The organism is Achromobacter sp. UMC71 (genome assembly GCF_014170305.1).
Classification (GTDB): domain Bacteria; phylum Pseudomonadota; class Gammaproteobacteria; order Burkholderiales; family Burkholderiaceae_B; genus Achromobacter.
The window spans coordinates 1-21,046 of sequence record NZ_LZZT01000018.1; the positions used below are offsets into that span (position 1 = coordinate 1).

The 21,046-nt window shown below is 64.8% G+C and carries 17 protein-coding genes; 8 read left to right on the forward strand and 9 right to left on the reverse strand.

Features of this window, described 5'->3' with window-relative positions:
- Window positions 1-14: 14 nt before the first annotated feature.
- The 6 genes from A9974_RS09260 to A9974_RS09285 form a co-directional block, all read right to left on the reverse strand.
- On the reverse strand, window positions 15-1,802 hold the full coding sequence (locus A9974_RS09260; protein WP_183003815.1) for a THUMP domain-containing protein: 1,788 nt from the start codon (window positions 1,800-1,802) through the stop codon (window positions 15-17).
- A gap of 35 nt (window positions 1,803-1,837) precedes the next feature.
- Window positions 1,838-2,266: a CopD family protein gene (locus tag A9974_RS09265; RefSeq protein ID WP_183003816.1), complete on the reverse strand. Its 429-nt coding sequence runs from the start codon at window positions 2,264-2,266 to the stop codon at window positions 1,838-1,840.
- 328 nt (window positions 2,267-2,594) lie between these two features.
- Window positions 2,595-4,046 carry a bifunctional 2-methylcitrate dehydratase/aconitate hydratase gene (locus A9974_RS09270; RefSeq protein ID WP_183003817.1) on the reverse strand — a complete coding sequence of 484 codons (1,452 nt, stop codon included), beginning with the start codon at window positions 4,044-4,046 and terminating at the stop codon, window positions 2,595-2,597.
- A gap of 79 nt (window positions 4,047-4,125) precedes the next feature.
- The gene (gene prpC / locus A9974_RS09275) at window positions 4,126-5,346 is read right to left on the reverse strand and encodes a 2-methylcitrate synthase (RefSeq protein WP_183003818.1); all 1,221 of its coding nucleotides are present in this window, start codon (window positions 5,344-5,346) and stop codon (window positions 4,126-4,128) included.
- A 99-nt stretch (window positions 5,347-5,445) separates the two neighbouring features.
- Window positions 5,446-6,336: a methylisocitrate lyase gene (gene prpB / locus A9974_RS09280; protein WP_183003819.1), complete on the reverse strand. Its 891-nt coding sequence runs from the start codon at window positions 6,334-6,336 to the stop codon at window positions 5,446-5,448.
- A gap of 188 nt (window positions 6,337-6,524) precedes the next feature.
- Window positions 6,525-7,514: a malate dehydrogenase gene (locus tag A9974_RS09285; protein ID WP_025141299.1), complete on the reverse strand. Its 990-nt coding sequence runs from the start codon at window positions 7,512-7,514 to the stop codon at window positions 6,525-6,527.
- 354 nt (window positions 7,515-7,868) lie between these two features.
- On the opposite strand from A9974_RS09285, the gene A9974_RS09290 reads away from it, so the two are divergent.
- The 8 genes from A9974_RS09290 (at window position 7,869) to A9974_RS09325 (ending at window position 14,924) form a co-directional block, all read left to right on the forward strand.
- Window positions 7,869-8,648, forward strand: coding sequence for a GntR family transcriptional regulator (locus A9974_RS09290; protein WP_183003820.1), 780 nt, complete (start codon window positions 7,869-7,871; stop codon window positions 8,646-8,648).
- Between the two features lie 121 nt (window positions 8,649-8,769).
- Window positions 8,770-9,186, forward strand: a complete 417-nt coding sequence (gene sdhC, locus A9974_RS09295) for a succinate dehydrogenase, cytochrome b556 subunit (RefSeq protein WP_025141297.1) — start codon at window positions 8,770-8,772, stop codon at window positions 9,184-9,186.
- Window positions 9,187-9,570, forward strand: coding sequence for a succinate dehydrogenase, hydrophobic membrane anchor protein (sdhD, locus tag A9974_RS09300; RefSeq protein ID WP_183003821.1), 384 nt, complete (start codon window positions 9,187-9,189; stop codon window positions 9,568-9,570).
- A gap of 15 nt (window positions 9,571-9,585) precedes the next feature.
- Complete coding sequence (sdhA, locus tag A9974_RS09305) at window positions 9,586-11,352, forward strand: succinate dehydrogenase flavoprotein subunit (protein ID WP_220805901.1); 1,767 nt, start codon at window positions 9,586-9,588, stop codon at window positions 11,350-11,352.
- An 18-nt stretch (window positions 11,353-11,370) separates the two neighbouring features.
- Window positions 11,371-12,087: a succinate dehydrogenase iron-sulfur subunit gene (locus A9974_RS09310; RefSeq protein ID WP_183003823.1), complete on the forward strand. Its 717-nt coding sequence runs from the start codon at window positions 11,371-11,373 to the stop codon at window positions 12,085-12,087.
- A gap of 25 nt (window positions 12,088-12,112) precedes the next feature.
- Window positions 12,113-12,373: a succinate dehydrogenase assembly factor 2 gene (locus tag A9974_RS09315; RefSeq protein WP_006218128.1), complete on the forward strand. Its 261-nt coding sequence runs from the start codon at window positions 12,113-12,115 to the stop codon at window positions 12,371-12,373.
- Window positions 12,374-12,392: 19 nt separating this feature from the next.
- A complete protein-coding gene (gene gltA / locus A9974_RS09320; RefSeq protein ID WP_183003824.1) occupies window positions 12,393-13,703 on the forward strand; it encodes a citrate synthase in 1,311 nt (436 codons plus the stop codon).
- A 108-nt stretch (window positions 13,704-13,811) separates the two neighbouring features.
- Entirely contained in the window at window positions 13,812-14,924 is a 1,113-nt protein-coding gene (locus tag A9974_RS09325) for a hypothetical protein (protein WP_183003825.1), read from the forward strand.
- Window positions 14,925-14,949: 25 nt separating this feature from the next.
- Here the strand turns inward: A9974_RS09325 and A9974_RS09330 are convergent, their stop codons facing one another.
- The 3 genes from A9974_RS09330 to mdeB all read right to left on the reverse strand — a co-directional run bounded on the left by A9974_RS09330 (window position 14,950) and on the right by mdeB (window position 20,766).
- Complete coding sequence (locus tag A9974_RS09330) at window positions 14,950-15,402, reverse strand: DUF2214 family protein (RefSeq protein ID WP_183003826.1); 453 nt, start codon at window positions 15,400-15,402, stop codon at window positions 14,950-14,952.
- Window positions 15,403-15,537: 135 nt separating this feature from the next.
- Window positions 15,538-17,835, reverse strand: a complete 2,298-nt coding sequence (locus A9974_RS09335; RefSeq protein WP_183003827.1) for an NADP-dependent malic enzyme — start codon at window positions 17,833-17,835, stop codon at window positions 15,538-15,540.
- A gap of 243 nt (window positions 17,836-18,078) precedes the next feature.
- The gene (mdeB, locus tag A9974_RS09340) at window positions 18,079-20,766 is read right to left on the reverse strand and encodes an alpha-ketoglutarate dehydrogenase (RefSeq protein WP_183003828.1); all 2,688 of its coding nucleotides are present in this window, start codon (window positions 20,764-20,766) and stop codon (window positions 18,079-18,081) included.
- Window positions 20,767-21,046 lie beyond the last annotated feature (280 nt).

Here is a 21,046-nt window from a genome sequence, read left to right on the forward strand (position 1 = left end):
GGGGGGGGGGGCGGTCAGGCGTCGCGGTAGCCGGCGGCGACCAGTTCAAAGCCGAACAGGCGGCAGTCCAGCGCGCCGTTGTGCAGGGGCACGCGGCGTTTGGGCTTCAGGCGCATCTGGTTGGGCAGGGTCATGTCGCTGGTGATGACATGCAGCTGCCAGCCCGCGAAATTGCGCTTCAGGCAGGCGGCCCAGTCGCGCCACAGGTCGGCGTCCGGCTCGGTCAGCATGCGCTCGCCATAGGGCGGGTTGGTGACGATCCAGCCGTGGTCGGCCGGGGCCTCCACCTGGCGGGCGTCGCCGACTTCGAAACGGATGGAATCGGCGGTCAGCCAGGCGCGTTCGGCGTTGTTGCGGGCGAATTCGATGGCCTGGGGATCCAGGTCATAGCCGACCAGCGGCGCGTCCAGCTGCGGCAGGATGCGCGAGCGGGCGTCTTCCTTCAGGTCGCGCCAGCGGTAGGCATCGTGGTCGCGCAGGCGTTCAAAGCCGAACGGACGCGAGATGCCGGGAGGCACGCCCAGGGCGATCCAGGCCGCTTCGATCAGGATGGTGCCAGAACCGCAGAAGGGGTCCAGCAGCGGCGCGGCCGGGTCCCAGCCCGCCAGCGCCAGCATGCCGGCGGCCAGGTTCTCGCGCAGCGGCGCTTCGCCCTTGTCCAGGCGCCAGCCGCGCTTGAACAGCGATTCGCCGGAGGTGTCCAGGTACAGGGTGGCAGTGTGGCCGGTCAGGAACAGGTGCACTCGTGCGTCGGGGCGTACCGTGTCGATGCTGGGGCGCTCGCCTTCCAGTTCGCGCAGGCGGTCGCAGATGCCGTCCTTGGCGCGCAGGTTGCAGTATTGCAGGCTTTGCACCGGGCTCTTGATGGCCGAGGTGTCGACCCGCAAGGTCTGCTCGGCGCCGAACCAGCGTTCCCAGGGGGTGTCGCGGGCCAGGTCCAGGATGTCGTCTTCGTGTGAGATCTCGGCATGGGCGACCTGCACCAGGATGCGGGTGGCCAGGCGCGAGTACAGGTTGGCGCGCTGCACGCCCGACCAGTCAGTGGTAAACGAACAGCCGGCGCGGCCGGCCTGGGCGTCTTCGTAGCCCAGCGCCTGCATTTCGGCGGTCAGGGCTTCTTCCAGTCCCTGGGGGCAGGGCGCGAATACTTTGAAGACTTCCGCCTGGCGGGTTTCGCGGGGGCGGCGGCTGCGCACTTCGACAACAGGTTCGCGCTCGCGGTGGTCGTGAGTGTCCTGGTGACGGCCGGCCGGGGCGTGGCCCGCGTCAGAGGCGTCATCGTAGTCGGGTTCGGGCGCGAATTCGGGCGCCGGGCCGTCGTCTTCGAAGGGATCGTAGAAGCGGCCGGCCGGGGTGGCCGGCGCGATGTACTGGTCATCCAGACGCGGCGCGCGCTGCGGCGGGCGGCCGGAGCGCGTGCCAGGGGCGGCGTCGCGGCGCGGGCTGTCGCCTCGGTTGCGGTCGGATGAGGGCGCGCGGCTGCCGGGGCCTCGCGCATCCTGACCGCGCGACGCCTGGCCGCGGGCGGACGGATTGCGGTCCGGGGCGCTGCGGTCCGCAGCACCGCGGCCGCCGGCAGCGGGCTTGCGCGCGTAGCGCGCGGCCTCTTCTGCCTGGCGGCGTTGATAGCCTTCCGGGTCTTTCTGGCGCTCAACGCTGTCCTTGGTGCGCTCGTTCTGCGCGACCAGGCGGGCCCGGGCGCCGGTGCGCACGCGCTTGGGTGCGGCTTCGGCGTGGGCGTCGCGAGCGGTTTTCTTGATCGTCAGCGTCTTGCGCGGGCGGTCCTGGTCATCAGCGGACATACGAATCCTGGCGAATGTGCAAAAGGTAGGGGGAATCAGAAGGGTTTGACGACGACCAGCGCCACCACCACCAAGAGCAGCAAGACGGGAACTTCGTTGAACCAGCGATAGAACTTGTGCGAACGGGTGTTCTTGCCCTGTTCGAATTTTCGCAGCATGACGCCACAGGCGTGATGGTAGCCGATGACGAGCAGGACGAAAAAGAGTTTGGCGTGCATCCAGCCGTTGCCGGGGCCGACGCCGATGCCGTAGCCGAGATAGAGCCACATGCCCAGAACGACGGCGACGATGGCAAGGATGGTGGTGAAGCGGTACAGGCGGCGGGCCATGCCCAGCAGGGTGACCTGGACGGCGGAATCCGATTGCTGGGCCAGGTTGACGAAGATTCTGGGCAGGTAGAACAGGCCGGCGAACCAGGACGCGATGAAGACGATGTGGAAAGTCTTTACCCAGAGCATTGCCATGGTTGGGGTCCGGTGTGGGTTTTTTGGGGGGAGTTGGCATTGTAATGCTGGGGGGATGTGTCAGTTCTTCGTAGGTCGCCCCTCGGGGCGGCGGCTTGCGGAGCGGGCGCCCCGAGGGGCTACGGGTTTCGATGATTGGGGCGCTGCTGCACCCGTTGGGGTGGGAGAGGTTTGCGGGGCCCGCCCAAAACGGCCGCGCGGGCGGCCTTTTTTGGTCTACGCGTTGTGGTGCGTCGGGAGGTGGCCGCTGCGCGCGGGTGGTGGGGTGTTGCTTGGGGCGCGCAGCGTGTGGGGACGGTTTGCTGGCTTTCTTTGAGAGTCAGTCAGCTTAGATCACGTAGAGGTCGACGTACTCGTTTACTGGCATCGCCTCCAGCTTGGCCTGATCCAGGGACACTTCCAGGATTTTGGCTTGTTGGCGGGCCGGGAACATGCGGGCCAGGTTGGTCTTGAACTTGGCTTCCAGCAGGGGGATGCCGTCGGCGCGGCGGCGTTTGTGGCCGATGGGGTATTCGCAGACGATTTCGTCCAGGGTCGAGCCGTCGGTGAATTCGACGGTCAGGGCGTTGGCGATGGAGCGTTTGTCGGGGTCGTGGTAGTCGCGGGTGTAGGCGGGGTCTTCGACGCAGATGATCTTGTCGCGCAGGGTGTCGATGCGCGGGTCTTGGGCGATGCTGTCTTCGTAGTCAGAGGCGGTCAGGCGGCCGAACAGGAGGGGGACAGCGACCATGTACTGGATGCAGTGGTCGCGGTCGGCCGGGTTGTTCAGGGGGCCTTTCTTGTCGATGATGCGGATGCACGCCTCGTGGGTGCGGATGGTGATCTTTGCGATGTCGTCCGGGGTCTTACCCAGGGTCTTCAGGCGGTCGTGGATCTGCATGGCGCATTCGACGGCGGTCTGCGAGTGGAACTCGGCCGGGAACGAGATCTTGAACAGCACGTTTTCCATGACGTAGCTGCCGTAGGGGCGCTGGAACTTGAAGGGCTGGCCCTTGAAGAGCACGTCGTAGAAGCCCCAGGTCTTGGCGGTCAGTACCGACGGGTACCCCATTTCGCCGGTGCGGGCGATCAGGGCCAGGCGCACGGCGCGGCTGGTGGCGTCGCCGGCGGCCCAGCTCTTGCGGCTGCCGGTGTTGGGGGCGTGGCGGTAGGTGCGCAGGCTCTGGCCGTCGACCCAGGCCAGCGACACGGCATTGATGACTTCGTCGCGGTCCAGGCCCAGCATCTGCGCGACGACGGCGGTCGAGGCCACCTTGACCAGCACCACGTGGTCCAGGCCGACCTTGTTGAAGGAGTTTTCCAGCGCGATGCAGCCCTGGATCTCATGCGCCTTGATCATGCCGGTGAGCACGTCGCGCATGGTCAGGGGCGGCTTGCCGGCGGCGATGGCGGTGCGCGAGAGCCAGTCGGCGGTGGCCAGGATGCCACCCAGGTTGTCGGACGGATGGCCCCATTCGGCGGCGAGCCAGGTGTCGTTGAAGTCCAGCCAGCGGATCATCGCGCCGATGTTGAAGGCAGCCTGCACGGGATCGAGCTGGAACTGGGTGCCGGGGACCTTGGCGCCATGGGGGACGATGGTGCCTGGCACGACCGGCCCCAGCAGCTTTCGGCATGCGGGGTATTCCAGCGCTTCCAGGCCGCAGCCCAGGGTGTCGATCAGGCAGTTGCGGGCGGTCTCGTAGGCCAGGCCGCTCTGGATTTCATAATTCAGTACGTAGTCGGCGATATCGACCAGGACCTGGTCGGGCTCGGGACGGACGTTGGAGATCGGGGCAGACATATCGGTACCTCTCCTGAGTGTGTACAGGCGGCCCGGGGCCTGCGCGGCGCGGGAAAAGGCGTCGGCAGGCCCATGGTCTTTACTTGCGCTTGTCGAGCGGCACGAACTTCTGGTCTTCCGGACCCACGTAGTTGGCGGTGGGGCGGATGATCTTGTTGTCGATGCGTTGCTCGATGATGTGGGCCGACCAGCCCGCGGTGCGCGCGATGACGAACAGCGGGGTGAACATGGCGGTGGGCACGCCCATCATGTGATAGCTGACGGCCGAGAACCAGTCCAGGTTGGGGAACATCTTCTTGATGTCCCACATGACCGTCTCAAGGCGTTCGGCGATATCGAACATCTTGGTGCTGCCGGCCTTCTTGGACAGCTTCTTGGCGACTTCCTTGATGACCTTGTTGCGCGGGTCGGACACGGTGTAGACCGGGTGGCCGAAGCCGATGATGACTTCCTTGGCTTCCACGCGCCGGCGGATGTCGGCCTCGGCTTCGTCAGGCGTTTCGTAGCGCTTTTGCACGTCGAACGCGACTTCGTTGGCGCCGCCGTGCTTGGGGCCGCGCAGCGCGCCGATGGCGCCGGTGATGGACGAGTACATGTCCGAACCGGTGCCGGCGATGACGCGGGCGGTGAAGGTGGACGCGTTGAATTCATGCTCGGCGTACAGGTTCAGCGAGATGTGCATCGCCTTGACCCAGTCTTCGCTGGGCTTTTCGCCGTGCAGCAGGTGCAGGAAGTGGCCGCCGATGCTGTCGTCGTCGGTTTGCACGTCGATGACGCGGCCGTTGTGGCTGTAGTGGTACCAGTACAGCAGGGCCGAACCCAGGTTGGCCATCAGGCGGTCGGCGATGTCGCGCGCGCCCGGGGTGTTGTGGTCGTCTTTTTCAGGCAGCACGCAGCCCAGCACCGAGACGGCCGTGCGCATGACGTCCATCGGGTGGCTGGCGGCGGGCAGCGCTTCCAGCGCGTCCTGCAGCGTGACGGGCAGGCCGCGCAGGCTGCGCAGCTTTTCCTTGTAAGCCTTCAGTTCGGCTTTGTTGGGCAGCTTGCCATGGACCAGCAAGTGGGCGATTTCCTCGAATTCGCTGGTGTGAGCGATGTCGAGGATGTCGTAGCCGCGGTAGTGCAGGTCGTTGCCGCTGCGGCCGACCGTGCACAGGGCGGTATTGCCCGCGACCACGCCGGACAGCGCGACCGACTTCTTGGGCTTGAAACCGGCCTTTTCTTCCGGCGCGGCCTGCGGCTTGGCTTCCTGCTTGGGGGCGTCCTGCTTGGCTGCTTGCTTCTTGGGAGCCGTGCTCATGTCTCTACTCCTTTCCTTTCGCGGTGGTCGATGCAATGGGGGGAAGCTGGGCGCCGTGGGATCGCCGTGGCGCCGGATACGGTGGCCTGGCGGCGCGATTTACGCCTTGCCCTTCTGGAAGAGGGCGTCCAGTTTCGATTCGAACTCGTGGTAGCCGATGCGTTCGTACAGTTCTTCGCGGGTCTGCATCAGGTCGACCACGTTTTTCTGGTGGCCGTCGCGGCGGATCGCGGTGTAGACGGCTTCGGCGGCCTTGTTCATGGCGCGGAAGGCCGACAGCGGGTAGAGCACCATGCCCACGCCCACGCTTTTCAGTTCTTCGACCGAGAACAGCGGCGTCTTGCCGAATTCGGTGATATTGGCGAGCACCGGCACCTTGACGGCCTGGGCGAAGCGGTCGTAGGTGGGCAGGTCGTAGGCGGCTTCGGCGAAGATGGCGTCGGCGCCGGCTTCGACGCAGGCCAGCGCGCGCTCGATGGCGGCGTCCACGCCGTGCGAGGCGATGGCGTCGGTGCGGGCGATCAGGTAGAAGTCGCTGTCGGTGCGGGCGTCAGCCGCGGCCTTGACGCGGTCGGCCATTTCCTCGGTGCTGACGATTTCCTTGCCCGGACGATGGCCGCAGCGCTTGGCGCCGACCTGGTCTTCGATGTGGCAGGCGGCGGCGCCGAACTTGATCAGGCTCTTGACCGTGCGGGCGATGTTGAAGGCCGACGGGCCGAAGCCGGTATCGATGTCCACCAGCAGCGGCACGTCGCACACGTCGGTGATGCGGCGCACGTCGGTCAGGACGTCGTCCATGGTGTTGATGCCCAGGTCGGGCAGCCCCAGCGAACCCGCCGCCACGCCGCCACCGGACAGGTAGATGGCGCGGTAGCCGGCGCGCTTGGCCAGCAGGGCATGGTTGGCGTTGATGGCGCCAATGATCTGCAGCGGGCTTTCTTCGGCAAGGGCACGGCGGAACAGGGCGCCGGCGGATTCGGGTCTGGACATGGAGGTCTCCGTTCTTTCTTGTGGTTAGCCCACGACCTTAGCGCGGGTCCGGAACATAAATCTGTCCCCTTCGCGACAATCGCCGGCGGCGGGGCAAAGGGACACGTGTATGTCTCGGTCTTGCAAAAGCAGTCTTGCTTAAGGATTGGGCCCGCATCAACGGGCCCAATCCTTTACTCAAGCGCTGCTTACTTCAGCAGGTCCTTGACGCCGTCGCGCTCTTCCAGGAGCTCTTTCAGCGTGAAGTCCAGGCGTTCGCGCGAGAAGGCGTCGATTTCCAGGCCTTCGACACGCTTGTATTCGCCGTTTTCGGTCGTGACCGGCACGCCGTAGATGATGCCTTCCGGGATGCCGTAGGAGCCGTCCGACGGGATGCCCATCGTGACCCACTTGCCGTTGCTGCCCAGGACCCAGTCACGGACGTGGTCGATGGCGGCGTTGGCGGCCGAAGCGGCCGAGGACAGGCCACGGGCTTCGATGATGGCGGCGCCGCGCTTGCCCACGGTGGGGATGAAGGTGTCGCGGTTCCAGGCGTCGTCGTTGATCAGCTTGGTCAGCGATTGGCCGTCGACAGTGGCGAAGCGGAAGTCGGGGTACATCGTGGGCGAGTGATTGCCCCAGACGACCAGCTTCTCGATCGCGGCGACCGGCTTGCCCGACTTGGCCGACAGCTGCGACAGGGCGCGGTTGTGGTCCAGGCGCAGCATGGCGGTGAAGTTCTTGGCGGGCAGGTCCGGCGCCGACTTCATGGCGATGTAGGCGTTGGTGTTGGCCGGGTTGCCGACGACCAGGACCTTGACGTTGCGGCTGGCGACGTCGTTCAGGGCCTTGCCCTGAGCCGTGAAGATCTGAGCGTTGACCGACAGCAGATCCTTGCGTTCCATGCCGGGGCCGCGCGGGCGGGCGCCAACCAGCAGGGCCACGTCCGCATCCTTGAATGCCGTGCGCGGATCGCTGTGGGCGGTGACTTCCTGCAGCAGCGGGAAGGCGCAGTCATCCAGTTCCATGATGACGCCCTTCAGGGCCTTTTGCGCTTTTTCGTCAGGGATTTCAAGCAGTTGCAGAATGACGGGCTGATCTTTGCCCAGCATTTCGCCGGAGGCGATGCGGAACAGCAGTGCGTAACCGATTTGGCCGGCGGCGCCGGTGACGGCGACACGCAAGGCAGGCTTAGACATGGACGTTCTCCGTAATGGTGTGGCGAGAAAAATCTCACCAATCAGTGTAATCCGTTGAGCGGCAAAGACAGCGCGGGCGCAAGGGGCGGGCGCGTCGCCGGACAGCCAGGAATCCTAGATCGAATTTACGTGTCCGTCAATTGATCTTATATCTTATATAAGACATAAGACGTTGGACAGCGCCGCGCCCGATATGCCACAATAGAGCGTTTGTTCGAATGCGCCGCAGCACCGCCGGCTGCGCGCCTGTATCAGGCCAGAACACCGGCACCGCAGCAGCGCATTGTGGATGGAACCGCATCCTTTGCGCTGCCTACCATTCTCCGGATGAACATGACACTTCCAAGACGATCCATGGCAGACCCCCGGCCCGAAACCTCCTTACGCACACGCGCCGCCCGTCCAACGGGCGAGGGGGCCGCTTTCAGTCCGCTGTATCGCCAGATCAAGGACCTGCTTGTCCAGAGCCTGGACCGCGGCGAATGGAAACCCGGCGAACTCATCCCCAGCGAAATCGATCTGGCTGCCCGCTTTCAGGTCAGCCAGGGCACGGTACGCAAGGCGGTCGATGAGCTAGCCGCCGAACACCTGCTGCTGCGCCGCCAGGGCAAGGGCACCTTCGTCGCCACCCACCACGAAGCCCGCGTGCGCTACCGCTTCCTGCGCCTGGCCCCCGACGAAGAGGGCGAGCCCGGCCGCGCGGAAAGCCGCATCCTCGAATGCCGCCGCCTGCGGGCGCCCGCCGAGATCGCGCGCGCGCTCGACCTGCGCGCTGGCGAAACCGTGGTTTCCATCCGCCGGCTGCTGTCCATGGGGCAGACACCCACCGTGCTGGACGACATCTGGCTGCCGGGGTCCATCTTCCGCGGCCTTACCCTCGAGCTGCTGACCGCCAACAAGGCGCCGCTCTATGGCCTGTTTGAATCCGAGTTCGGCGTCAGCATGGTGCGCGCGGACGAGAAGCTGCGCGCGGTCGCCGCGCCGGCCGAAGTCTGTACGCTGCTTAATGTTGCCGTCGGCGCGCCGTTGTTGCAGGTGGATCGCGTGTCTTACACGTATGGTGACCGCCCCATGGAAATTCGGCGCGGCTTGTACTTGACCGATCGATACCACTACCGCAATAGTCTGAATTGATGAGCTTTTTACCTACGATTTGATACCAACCCGATCTCTGGGCGAAAATACCGTGTTTGCCCGCAAGGGCCACGGCATTAGCGCCGTCACGATTCCCTAGTTCCGAAACACCGAGGCCGTCATGTCCGACACCGCTGCCAAGCCACGTCCGCAGTTTCGCAATATTGGGCTTGCCCAAGTTGCGTTCTCCTACCGCCTGCCCCTGGCCGGCAAGCTGTCCATCCTGCACCGCATCAGCGGCATTTTGCTGTTCCTCTGTTTGCCCTTGGTCATCGTGCCGCTGTTCGCAGCGAGCGTGGCCGCACCGCAATCGTTCGCCTGGATCGCGTCCTTCGCGGCCAACCCGATCGTCAAGCTCGTCTTCCTGGTCCTGATCTGGGGCTACCTGCACCACTTCTGTGCCGGCATCCGCTACCTGCTGCTGGACCTGCACATCGGTATCGACAAGCTGTCGGCCAAGAAAAGCGCCGGCGTGGTCTTCGGTGTCAGCCTGGCGCTGACGCTGGTGTTCGGTCTCAAACTGTTCGGAGTGCTGTAAATGGCCGCCGCTAAAAACTACGGACCCAAGCGCCTGGTCGTCGGCGCTCACTATGGCGTCATGGACTTCATCATCCAGCGCATCACCGCCGTCATCATGGCCGTGTACACGCTGGTGCTGCTTGTCGGCATCCTGCTGATGCCTGCCTTCACGTACGAACACTGGGTCAAGCTGTTCAATTTCTACGTGGGCTTCATTCCGGTTGGCCAGATCCTGGCCTCCCTTGCATTCTTTGCGTTGGCCTGGCACGCCTGGATCGGCGTGCGCGACATCTGGATGGACTACGTCAAGCCGGTGGGCCTGCGCCTGCTGCTGCAAGTGCTGACGATCCTCTGGTTGATCGGTACGGTCATTTACTTTGCGCAAATCCTCTGGAGCATCTAAGCCGTGGTCTCTGTCATGAAATCCTTGCCGCGCCGCCAGTTTGATGTGGTGGTCGTTGGCGCCGGTGGAGCCGGCATGCGTTGTTCGCTGCAACTGTCCCAAGCGGGCCTGTCGGTTGCCGTGCTGTCCAAAGTGTTCCCCACCCGTTCGCACACCGTTGCGGCGCAGGGCGGCGTGAGCGCCTCGCTGGGCAATATGAGCGAAGACAACTGGTACTGGCACATGTACGACACCGTCAAGGGGTCGGATTGGCTGGGCGACCAGGACGCCATCGAATTCATGTGCCGCGAAGCCCCGAACGCCGTGTACGAGCTCGAGCACTTCGGCATGCCCTTCGACCGCAACCCGGACGGCACCATCTACCAGCGTCCGTTCGGCGGCCACACCGCAAACTTCGGTGAAAAGCCGGTCCAGCGCGCCTGTGCCGCCGCGGACCGCACCGGCCACGCGCTGCTGCATACCCTCTACCAGCGCAACGTTGCCGCGCGCACCCAGTTCTTCGTCGAATGGATGGCGCTGGACCTGCTGCGCAACGAAGCCGGCGACGTCGTGGGCGTGACCGCCCTCGAAATGGAAACGGGCGAAATCTACATCCTGGAAGCCAAGACCACGGTGCTGGCCACCGGCGGCGCCGGCCGTATCTGGGCCGCTTCCACCAACGCCTTCATCAACACCGGTGACGGCCTGGGCATGGCCGCCCGCGCGGGCATCCCGCTGCAGGACATGGAATTCTGGCAATTCCACCCGACCGGCGTGGCCGGCGCCGGCGTGCTGATCACGGAAGGCGTGCGCGGCGAAGGCGGCATCCTGCTGAACAAGGATGGCGAACGCTTCATGGAGCGCTATGCGCCCACGCTGAAGGATCTGGCTCCGCGCGACTTCGTGTCCCGCTCGATGGACCAGGAAATCAAGGAAGGCCGCGGTTGCGGTCCGGATGGCAGCTACGTCGTGCTCAAGCTCGACCACCTGGGCGCCGACGTCATCAACAAGCGCCTGCCCTCGATCCGCGAAATCGCCATCAAGTTCGGCAACGTCGACCCGATCAAGGAACCGATCCCCGTCGTTCCGACCATCCACTACCAGATGGGCGGCATTCCGGCCAACTACCACGGCCAGGTGCTGTCGCGCGAAAACGGCGAGAACAAGATCGTCAACGGCCTGTACGCCATCGGCGAATGCGCCGCGGTGTCGGTGCACGGCGCCAACCGCCTGGGCACGAACTCGCTGCTGGACCTGATCGTGTTCGGCCGGGCCACCGGCAACCACATCGTCAATTCGCACCCGGAACGCCAGCACGCCCACCAGGATGTGCCCAAGCAAGCCGTCGAATTCTCGCTGGACCGCGTGAACAAGCTGGAAGCGCGCACCTCGGGTGAAAAAACGCAAGATATCGGCAACGCCATTCGCTTCTCGATGCAGCGCCACTGCGGCGTGTTCCGCACGCTGGAACTGCTGAACGAAGGCGTGACCCAGATCGAAGACCTGGCCAAGCAAGCCGACAACATCTATTTCAAGGACAAGTCCAAGGTGTTCAACACCGCGCGCGTCGAAGCGCTGGAACTGGCCAACATGACCGAAGTGGCCCGCGCCACGATCAAGTCGGCCGCCAACCGCACGGAAAGCCGCGGCGCGCATGCGCTGGACGACCACCCGACCCGCGACGACGAAAACTGGCTCAAGCACACGCTGTGGTACTCCGAAGGCAGCCGCCTGGATTACAAGCCCGTGCAGATGAAGCCGTTGACGGTCGAGTCCTTCCCGCCCAAGGCGCGTACCTTCTAAGTCCGGATAGAGCCTACTATGAGCACCAAGAGAATCGTCAAGTTCGAAATCTACCGCTACGATCCGGACAAGGACGAGCGCCCGTACATGCAGAAGCTGGAAGTCGAACTCCAGCCGACCGACAAGATGCTGCTTGATGCGCTGGTGCGCATCAAGAACGACGTCGACGACAGCCTGGCGCTGCGCCGCTCGTGCCGCGAAGGCGTGTGCGGTTCCGACGCCATGAACATCAACGGCAAGAACGGCCTTGCCTGCACGACCAACCTTCGCGAACTGAAGGAACCCATCGTGCTGCGCCCGCTGCCGGGCCTGCCCGTGATCCGCGACCTGATCGTGGACATGACGCACTTCTTCAACCAGTACCACTCGGTTCGTCCGTACCTCATCAACGACACGCCGCCGCCCGAAAAAGAGCGCCTGCAGTCGCCCGAGGCCCGCGAAGAGCTGGACGGCCTGTACGAGTGCATCCTGTGCGCGTGCTGTTCCACTTCCTGCCCGTCGTTCTGGTGGAATCCGGACAAGTTCGTCGGCCCGGCCGGCCTGCTGCAAGCCTACCGTTTCATCGCGGACAGCCGCGACGAAGCCACCGGCGAGCGTCTGGACAACCTGAATGACCCGTTCCGCCTGTTCCGTTGCCACACCATCATGAATTGCGTCGACGTCTGTCCCAAGGGACTGAACCCGACCAAGGCGATTGGCAAGATCAAGGAACTGATGGTCCGTCGCACGGTCTAGTCTTGAATGTATTGGTGGTGTAAAGATGAGCAGGCTTACTGAACTGGAACGGGCGCGTCTGCGTTGGCGGGCGCGCCGCGGCCTGCTCGAAAACGACTTGATCATTACCCGGTATCTGGACGCTTACGAGGCCGAACTTACCGACGATGATGTGGCCGCATTGACCCAGCTGTTCGAGATGGGAGACAACGACCTTCTCGACCTGCTGCTGGCCCGCAAGGAACTCGAAGGCGATCTGGACACCCCCAGGCTTCGGGGCATTATTGGCCAGATGCGCGCACTGTGATTAATTGAGAGGAAAAAACATGAACCTGTCTGACAAAAAAGCCACTCTATCCTTCTCGGATGGCAGCGCACCCATTGAGTTCCCTGTCTACAAGGGCACGGTCGGTCCGGATGTGATCGACATCCGCAAGCTGTACGGCCAGACGGGCATGTTTACGTTTGACCCCGGCTTCATGTCGACGGCCGCCTGCGAATCGGGCATCACGTACATCGACGGCGATAAGGGCGAATTGCTGTATCGCGGCTTCCCCATCGAGCAATTGGCCATCAACTGCGACTTCATGGACATCTGCTACCTGATCCTGAACGGCGAACTGCCGAACCAGGAACAGAAGGCCGACTTCGATTCGCAAGTGACCCATCACACGATGGTCAACGAGCAGCTGCATTTCTTCCTGCGTGGTTTCCGCCGCGACGCCCACCCGATGGCCGTCCTGACGGGCCTGGTGGGCGCGCTGTCCGCGTTCTACCACGACTCGACCGACATCACGAACCCGCAGCATCGCCACATCTCGGCCATCCGCCTGATCGCCAAGATGCCGACGCTGGTCGCGATGGCGTACAAGTACTCGCAAGGCCAACCGTTCATCTACCCGCAGAACGACCTGTCCTACACGGGCAACTTCCTGCGCATGATGTTCGCCACGCCGTGCGAAGACTACAAGGTCAACGAAGTCGTCGAACGCGCGCTCGACCGCATCTTCATCCTGCACGCCGACCACGAACAGAACGCATCGACCTCGACCGTCCGCCTGTGCGGTTCGTCGGGCACCAACCCGTTCGCCGCCATCTCGGCTGGCGTGGCTTGCCTGTGGGGCCCGGCTCACGGCGGCGCCAACGAAGCTTGCCTGCAGATGCTCGAAGAACTGCAAGCCAACGGCGGCATCGCCAAGGTTGGCGAGTTCATGGAGAAGGTCAAGGACAAGAACTCGGGCGTGCGCCTGATGGGCTTTGGCCACCGCGTCTACAAGAATTACGACCCGCGCGCCAAGCTGATGCAGGAAACGTGCAAGGAAGTGCTCTCGGCCCTGGGCCTGGAAAACGACCCGCTGTTCAAGCTGGCCATGGAACTGGAACGTATCGCCCTGTCGGATCCGTACTTCGTGCAGCGCAAGCTGTACCCGAACGTGGACTTCTACTCGGGTATCGTCCAACGCGCCATCGGCATCCCGACCTCGCTGTTCACGGCCATCTTCGCGCTGGCCCGCACGGTCGGCTGGATCGCCCAGTGGAATGAAATGCTGTCGGATCCCGATTACAAGATCGGCCGTCCGCGTCAGCTGTTCACCGGTTCGGTCACGCGCGACGTGCCCCCGATGGACAAGCGTTGATTCGCTGCCGGGCATGAACCAGAAACCGCCTTCGGGCGGTTTTTTGTTGCCTGGCAATACGCCAGGGCGGCGCGGTGGGCGGGCGGATTTGGCGATATCATCCTGGCCATGATTCCGATAGCCCTCCCTTCTGCGGGTTTCTACATCCTGCTTTCCTGCGGCTTCCTGGCCGGCCTGCTGCTGTTGGGCTGGCTGCTGGTCGTGGCCACCAGCGCCGGGGCGCGCCGGGCGGTCCGCAAGTACTGGAAAACTTCGACTTTGCTGTTCGTGGTGCTGCTGGTGCCCTTTGCGTTCTATGCCTGGGTCCAGACCGTGTTCTGGCAGATCGGGCGCGAAAGCGACCGCCGCGAGGCCGCGCGCAATGTCACCTTGGCGCAGCCGACCACGGTCGGCGGCATCGTCATGCCCGCCGGCACGCGCTTGAAGCTGCAGGACGAAGGCGAACTTGAGACCTACGTCGACGCGCAGTTCCCCGAGCCCGTGTCCCTGTACGGCGTGCAGGCGACCAGCGCCATCCGCTACCTGGATGCCGACTACGACAAAGACACCTACGCCTTGCTGGGCCGCCATCCGCGCACGGTGCTGCTACGCGGCACGGGCAGCCAGGCGGTGCTGGGATGGCAGTGCGACGCCACCCAGGACATCGAAATCGACGTGGCCCGCGACGGCGCCATGACGGGATTGAGCAAATGCGTGCTGGGCGCGGGCAATCGGGTGGCGGATCTGGAGATCGCCGCGGGTTCCATCGCCTATGGGTCGTCCGGCACGGTCTATACCGACGGCTCGCGCGACCCGGATCGCTGGCGTATCGAGGTCAAGGACCCCGTGGCGGTCAAGGTGTTCGGGCTGCCGCTGAGCAATCCCAGGATCTATCTGGACGAGGCACGGCGCCTGCTGCGGGTCAGCGATGCCGAATTGGCCTGCCCGGTGTCGCTCGGCGATGTCAGCTATGCCGCCGGCACCCAGGTCCGCTCAGTGCGCCGCGGCCGCGGCGACGATCGTGAGCCGTATCCGGGTGTGTTGCTCATGAGCCCGTGGAATGGCCAGGCGGCCAAGCGGGCTGGCCACGAGGACGTGCCCGAAGGGATGTCCGTGATGCAGACGCTGCAGGGCAAGGTGCTGGATGTCGTCAAGAACGACACCGTCGGGGTGTTTCACTTCGCCACGATCATCGTGGGTGACGAGGCGCCGTCAGGGCCGGCCCGCGCGCGTTGCCCTTGAGCCGCGCGCGGGGCCCTTGCGGGCGTCAGACGCCGATGCCGCGCGCCATCAACACCGCGAACAGCGGCAGGAAGATGAACAGGTGCGATTCGATGATGACCCAGCGCCGGGCGCGCTTGATTTCGGGCGCGCCGGGCACGAATCCCGGCTGCTGACGCGCTTGCTTTGCCCACCGCAGGAAGGCCAGCGTGGGCGGGGCCGAACAGAGGCCGATGATCACGAACAGCGTGATCTTGGCGTGGAACCACGGATTGCCCATGTAGAAGGCGGCGCCCTTGACGCCCAGGGTCAAGCGCAGCACGCCGGTAGCCAGCACGGCGATCGCGCTGAACATATACAGGCGGTCGTAGACGACCAGGCGCTTTAGCGCGGCGGGCGTGAGGTCGGGGCGCAGCAACACGGCTTCGGCGGTCAGCACCACCACCAGCACGAAGATCGCCAGGTAGTGAAACCAGGCAAGGAAAGCGTCGAGCAACATAGGGGACTCCGCAGAAGAAGGGGTAGCCCGCTTTTTACCATCCGTATCGGACGCGGGCCATCCTGTTGCCGGCCCGAGGGGCAAAAAAAGGCGCCCCTCGCGGGGCGCCCGTTGAGCGCTATCGCCGGCGGGCGATCAACGGCGCTTCTTGGCGGCTTCGGCGGCTTCCTGCTGCGCATCCACCACGGCCAGGGCCGTCATGTTGACGATGCGGCGCACGGTGGCGCTGGTCGTCAGGATGTGCACGGGGCGCGCGGCGCCCAGCAGGATGGGGCCCATGGCGACGCCATTGCTGCCAGTCATCTTCAGCATGTTGTAGGTGATGTTGCCGGTGTCCAGCGTGGGCATGACGAGCAGGTTGGCCGGACCCTTCAGGGTGCTGTCCGGGTAGGCCAGCACGCGGATCTTTTCCGACAGGGCGGCGTCGGCGTGCATTTCGCCGTCGACTTCCAGGTCGGGAGCGCGCTCTTGTACCATCTGGCGGGCGGCGGCCATCTTGCGCGACGATTCCGTGACGCGGCTGCCGAAGTTCGAGTGTGACAGCAGGGCGATCTTGGGCACCACGCCGAAACGCAGCATTTCGTCAGCGGCCTGGATGGTGATGCTGGCGACTTCCTCGGCCGACGGGTTCTCGTTGACGTGGGTGTCGGTGATGAACAGCGTCTGGTCGGGCAGCATCAGCACGTTCAGGGCGGCGTAGGTCTGGCCTTCCTTCTTGCCGATGATTTCGTCGATGTACTTGAGCTGGTTGTCGTACTTGCTGGCCACGCCGCACAGCAGCGCGTCGGCGTCGCCGCGACGCAGCAGCATCGCGCCGATCAGCGTGTTGTGCTTGCGGATCATCGCCTTGGCGATGGCCGGGGTCACGCCTTCGCGGCCCTTGAGCTGGTAGTACGCGTTCCAGGTTTCGTTGAAGCGGCTGTCGTCTTCGGGATCGACGATCTCGAAATGCTGGCCGGCAATCAGGCGCAGGCCGAACTTCTTGATGCGCATCTCGATGACCGACGGGCGGCCGATCAGGATCGGGAATGCCAGCTTTTCATCGGCCACGGTCTGCACAGCGCGCAGGACGCGCTCGTCTTCGCCGTCGGCGTAGATGACGCGCTTGGGCGCCTTCTTGGCCTGGGCGAACAGCGGACGCATCAGCTGGCCGGAGTGGTACACGAAGCCCATCAGCTTTTGACGGTAGGCTTCGATGTCCTCGATGGGGCGGGCGGCCACGCCGGAGTCGGCGGCGGCCTGGGCCACGGCCGGGGCGATCTGGACGATCAGGCGCGGATCGAACGGCTTCGGAATGATGTAGTCCGGGCCGAACGCCAGCTCCTGGCCGGCATAAGCGCGGGCCACTTCGTCGTTCTGCTCGGCTTGCGCCAGTTCGGCGATGGCCTTCACGCACGCCAGCTTCATTTCCTCGGTGATGCGCGAGGCGCCGGCATCCATGGCGCCGCGGAAAATGAAGGGGAAGCACAGCACGTTGTTGACCTGGTTCGGGTAGTCCGAACGGCCGGTGGCGATGATGCAGTCGGGGCGGGCGGCCTTGGCGACTTCCGGGCGGATTTCCGGTTCCGGGTTGGCCAGCGCCAGGATCAGCGGGCGGTCGGCCATGGTCTTGACCATGTCGGCGGTCAGCACGCCGGCGGTCGAGCAACCCAGGAACACGTCGGCGCCGTTGACCACGTCGGCGAGCGTGCGTGCGTCGGTCTTTTGCGCGTAGCGCTTCTTGTTGGGCTCCATGTTTTCATCACGGCCTTCCCAGATGACGCCGCGGGAATCCACTACGTAGATGTTCTCGCGCTTGACGCCCAGGTGCACCAGCAGGTCCAGGCAGGCGATGGCGGCGGCGCCGGCGCCCGAGCAAGCCAGCTTGACCGAGCCGATGTCCTTGTTCACGACCTTCAGGCCGTTCAGGATGGCGGCCGACGAGATGATGGCAGTGCCGTGCTGGTCGTCGTGGAAGACGGGGATCTTCATGCGCTCGCGCAGCTTCTTCTCGATGTAGAAGCACTCGGGCGCCTTGATGTCTTCGAGGTTGACGCCGCCCAGCGTGGGCTCCAGCGCCGCGATGATGTCGACCAGCTTGTCGGGATCGTTCTCGGCCAGTTCGATGTCGAACACATCGATGCCGGCGAACTTCTTGAACAGGCAGCCCTTGCCTTCCATGACGGGCTTGGCGGCCAAGGGGCCGATGTTGCCCAGGCCCAGCACGGCGGTGCCGTTGGTGATCACGCCCACCAGGTTGCCGCGCGAGGTGTACTTGGACGCGGCGTCATCGCCCTGGTCGAAGATGGCCATGCAAGCGGCGGCCACGCCAGGCGAATACGCCAGCGACAGGTCGTCCTGGTTGGCCAGGGGCTTGGTCGGGGTGACCGAGATTTTGCCGGGGGTGGGATAGGCGTGGTAATCCAACGCCATTTTGGTGAGGGTTTCGTCCATGGGATACAGCCTTTTCGGCGCTAACTTGGAAGGTAAAAACGGAAAGCAAAAAGCGGGCTCGCGGCCCGCCGTATTCTTTGGAAAATGCTTAGGGAACACCCGTATTTCAACAGAAAGCGGCGCGAATTGGTTGCTGCACCGCAGCGATCCGGCGATTTTGGTCAAGCCGCGCCGGATTCGACGCCGTGCGCCGGATGAGAAAAAAGCCCCGCTGGGGGCTTTTTTCCTTTGCCTTTCAGGGGCTTATTGGGCCCAAGGCGGATTGGTCCGAGATTCTGCATTGAGCTTGCGGCGTAGCGCGTCCGCCTGCTCCCGGCGGCCCAGGCTGTCCAGCGCATACAGCACGATCCAGTCGGCGCTGACCTCGAAGAAGTCGCGCAACTGCGCGCGCGTGTCGCTGCGGCCGAAGCCGTCGGTGCCCAGCGTGCGAAAGGGCGCCGGCACCCAGGCGCGGATCTGCTCCGGCACGGCGCGCACATAGTCGGTGGCGGCCACCACCGGGGCGTCGCTGCCGCCCAGGCAGGTGCGCACCCAATCCACGGACTGCCCGGCATCCAGCCCCAGCACGCGGGCGCGTTCGGCTTCGCGGCCGTCGCGCGCCAGCTCGGAAAAGCTGGTGACGCTCCAGACTTCGGCATCCACGCCGTAGTCGTCGCGCAAGCGGTCGGCGGCCATTTCCGCTTCGCGCAACATCGGGCCGGCGCCTAGCAGCCGCACCTGCGCCTGCTGGCGGGCAGGGCGCAGCCGGTACATGCCGCGCAGGATGCCTTCGGCGGCGGCGCCGTCCTGCGGCATGTCGGGTTGGGCCAGGTTCTCGTTGGTGACGGTCAGGTAGAAGAATTCGTCGCGTTGTTCGTCCAGCATGCGGCGCATGCCGTATTCGACGATCACGGCCACTTCGTAGGCGTAGGCCGGATCGTAGGCGCGGCAGTTGGGCACGGCCGCCGCCATGATGTGGCTCGACCCGTCCTGGTGCTGCAGGCCTTCACCGCCCAGCGTGGTGCGGCCCGAGGTGGCGCCGATGAGAAAGCCGCGGGTGCGCTGGTCGGCCGCCGCCCAGATCAGGTCGCCGATGCGCTGGAAGCCGAACATCGAGTAATAGATATAGAAGGGCAGCATCGGCAGGCCGTTGACCGAATAGCTGGTGCCGGCCGCGGTCCACGACGAGATGGCGCCGGCCTCGGTAATGCCTTCTTCCAGGATCTGGCCGTCGCGCGCTTCGCGGTAGTACAGCACCGAGCCGATGTCCTCGGGCTCGTACAGCTGGCCTTGCGCCGAATAGATGCCGATCTGGCGGAACAGGTTGGCCATGCCGAAGGTGCGTGCCTCGTCCGCCACGATGGGCACGATGCGCGCGCCGATCTGCGGGTCTTTCAGCAGGGCCGTCAGCATCCGCACGATGGCCATGGTGGACGACATTTCTTTGCCGTCGGCGGCCAGCGCGAAGCGGGCCCATTGCTCGGCCGCAGGCGGCGCCAGGCGCGGGGCCTCGGTATTGCGGCGGGGAATGTGGCCGCCCAGCGCGTCGCGGCGCGCCTGCAGGTGACGCAGCTCGGCGCTGTCTTCAGCCGGACGGTAGAACTTCAGCGCCAGGCAGTCGGCATCGGAAATGGGCAGCGCGAAACGGTCGCGGAATGCCAGCAGCGCTTCGTCGTCCAGTTTTTTCTGCTGATGCGTGGTCATCTTGCCCTGGCCCGCGGTGCCCATGCCGAAACCCTTCTTGGTCTGCGCCAGGATCACGGTGGGCTGTCCGCGATGACGCGACGCGCGGTGGTAGGCGGCATGGATCTTGACCATGTCGTGGCCGCCGCGGTGCAGGCGGTCGATGGCCTCGTCGGTCCAGTCGGCGACCAGCGCTGCCAGTTCGGGGTTCTGGTTGAAGAAGTGGGCGCGGTTGAAGGCGCCGTCGTTGGCGGCGAAGGTCTGGAACTGGCCGTCCACCGTGTTGGCGAAGGCGCGCGCCAGCGCGCCATTGGTGTCACGGCGCAGCAGGGCGTCCCAGTCGCTGCCCCACACCAGCTTGATGACGTTCCAGCCGGCGCCGGCGTACAGCGTTTCCAGCTCGTCGATGATGCGGCCATTGCCGCGCACCGGGCCGTCCAGGCGCTGCAGATTGCAGTTGACGACGAACACCAGGTTGTCGAGCTTTTCACGCGCGGCCAGCGTCAGGGCGGCGATGGATTCGGGCTCGTCCATTTCGCCATCGCCAAAAATACCCCAGACCTTGCGGTCGCCGCCGGGCACCAGCGAACGGTGCTCCAGGTAGCGCATGAAGCGGGCCTGGTAGATGGCGTTGATCGGGCCGATGCCCATGGAGCCGGTGGGGAACTGCCAGAAGTCTGGCATCAGCCACGGGTGCGGATACGACGACAGGCCGCGCAGGCCGCGCGCCGTGGCGGTGATTTCCTGACGGAAGTGCGCCAGATCGTCTTCCTTCAGGAAACCTTCCAGGTAGGCGCGGGCGTAGACGCCGGGCGCCGAGTGCGGCTGCATGTAGACCAGGTCGCCCGGGCCTTCGGGCGTGGAGGCGCGAAAAAAGTGATTGAAGCCGACCTCGAACAGGTCGGCTGCCGAGGCATAGCTGGCGATGTGGCCGCCCAGTTCGCCGTGGGCCTGGTTGGCGCGCACGACCATGGCCAGCGCGTTCCAACGGTTGATGCGGGCAATGCGTTCTTCCACCGCCAGGTTGCCGGGAAAGGGCGGTTCCTGGTCAGCAGGAATGGTATTCAGGTAGGCGGTGCGCGTCTGGCTGTTGGCGCGCAGGCCCAGTGTGGCGGCGTGGCCCAGCAGGTTGTCCAGCACATAGCCCGCACGGTCGGGGCCCGAGGTCTCGACCAGGGATTGCAGGCCGTCGCGCCATTCGGCGGTCTCCGCGGGGTCGGCGTCTTGCCGGAGGTCTTGTCCGGCGGCGGAATGGCTGGCGTCACACATAATGGTTTTGTCTCCTTGTACCGCCCATGCTAGACCTGTCCCTGGGGCATGGGATATCAAAACCTGGGGGAGAAACCCTGGCTTTCAGCATAATCGTTTGCCAATGTTCATATGGGCGGCAGGATCTGCTGCCGGATGTCGCTTACGGCTCGTGACCACTAGGTGGACGATGAAGCGCTAGAATTCGCGCTTCACAAAAAATAAACCGGCAACCAACAGGGCGGATACGCCCTGATAGCCGCGGTGCGTCCGCTTCCTGGGTGGCGTGCCGCGGCCAGTA

What these genes read in the sequence shown, in the direction of transcription:
- A9974_RS09285 (WP_025141299.1), bottom strand. Translation starts at nt 7,514, where the DNA reads ATGTCTAAGCCTGCCTTGCGTGTCGCCGTCACCGGCGCCGCCGGCCAA.
- A9974_RS09270 (WP_183003817.1), bottom strand. Translation starts at nt 4,046, where the DNA reads ATGTCTGCCCCGATCTCCAACGTCCGTCCCGAGCCCGACCAGGTCCTG.
- prpC (WP_183003818.1), bottom strand. Translation starts at nt 5,346, where the DNA reads ATGAGCACGGCTCCCAAGAAGCAAGCAGCCAAGCAGGACGCCCCCAAG.
- A9974_RS09325 (WP_183003825.1), top strand. Translation starts at nt 13,812, where the DNA reads ATGATTCCGATAGCCCTCCCTTCTGCGGGTTTCTACATCCTGCTTTCC.
- A9974_RS09260 (WP_183003815.1), bottom strand. Translation starts at nt 1,802, where the DNA reads ATGTCCGCTGATGACCAGGACCGCCCGCGCAAGACGCTGACGATCAAG.
- A9974_RS09330 (WP_183003826.1), bottom strand. Translation starts at nt 15,402, where the DNA reads ATGTTGCTCGACGCTTTCCTTGCCTGGTTTCACTACCTGGCGATCTTC.
- A9974_RS09335 (WP_183003827.1), bottom strand. Translation starts at nt 17,835, where the DNA reads ATGGACGAAACCCTCACCAAAATGGCGTTGGATTACCACGCCTATCCC.
- sdhA (WP_220805901.1), top strand. Translation starts at nt 9,586, where the DNA reads ATGAAATCCTTGCCGCGCCGCCAGTTTGATGTGGTGGTCGTTGGCGCC.
- A9974_RS09265 (WP_183003816.1), bottom strand. Translation starts at nt 2,266, where the DNA reads ATGGCAATGCTCTGGGTAAAGACTTTCCACATCGTCTTCATCGCGTCC.
- mdeB (WP_183003828.1), bottom strand. Translation starts at nt 20,766, where the DNA reads ATGTGTGACGCCAGCCATTCCGCCGCCGGACAAGACCTCCGGCAAGAC.
- sdhD (WP_183003821.1), top strand. Translation starts at nt 9,187, where the DNA reads ATGGCCGCCGCTAAAAACTACGGACCCAAGCGCCTGGTCGTCGGCGCT.
- A9974_RS09290 (WP_183003820.1), top strand. Translation starts at nt 7,869, where the DNA reads ATGGCAGACCCCCGGCCCGAAACCTCCTTACGCACACGCGCCGCCCGT.
- gltA (WP_183003824.1), top strand. Translation starts at nt 12,393, where the DNA reads ATGAACCTGTCTGACAAAAAAGCCACTCTATCCTTCTCGGATGGCAGC.
- sdhC (WP_025141297.1), top strand. Translation starts at nt 8,770, where the DNA reads ATGTCCGACACCGCTGCCAAGCCACGTCCGCAGTTTCGCAATATTGGG.
- prpB (WP_183003819.1), bottom strand. Translation starts at nt 6,336, where the DNA reads ATGTCCAGACCCGAATCCGCCGGCGCCCTGTTCCGCCGTGCCCTTGCC.
- A9974_RS09315 (WP_006218128.1), top strand. Translation starts at nt 12,113, where the DNA reads ATGAGCAGGCTTACTGAACTGGAACGGGCGCGTCTGCGTTGGCGGGCG.
- A9974_RS09310 (WP_183003823.1), top strand. Translation starts at nt 11,371, where the DNA reads ATGAGCACCAAGAGAATCGTCAAGTTCGAAATCTACCGCTACGATCCG.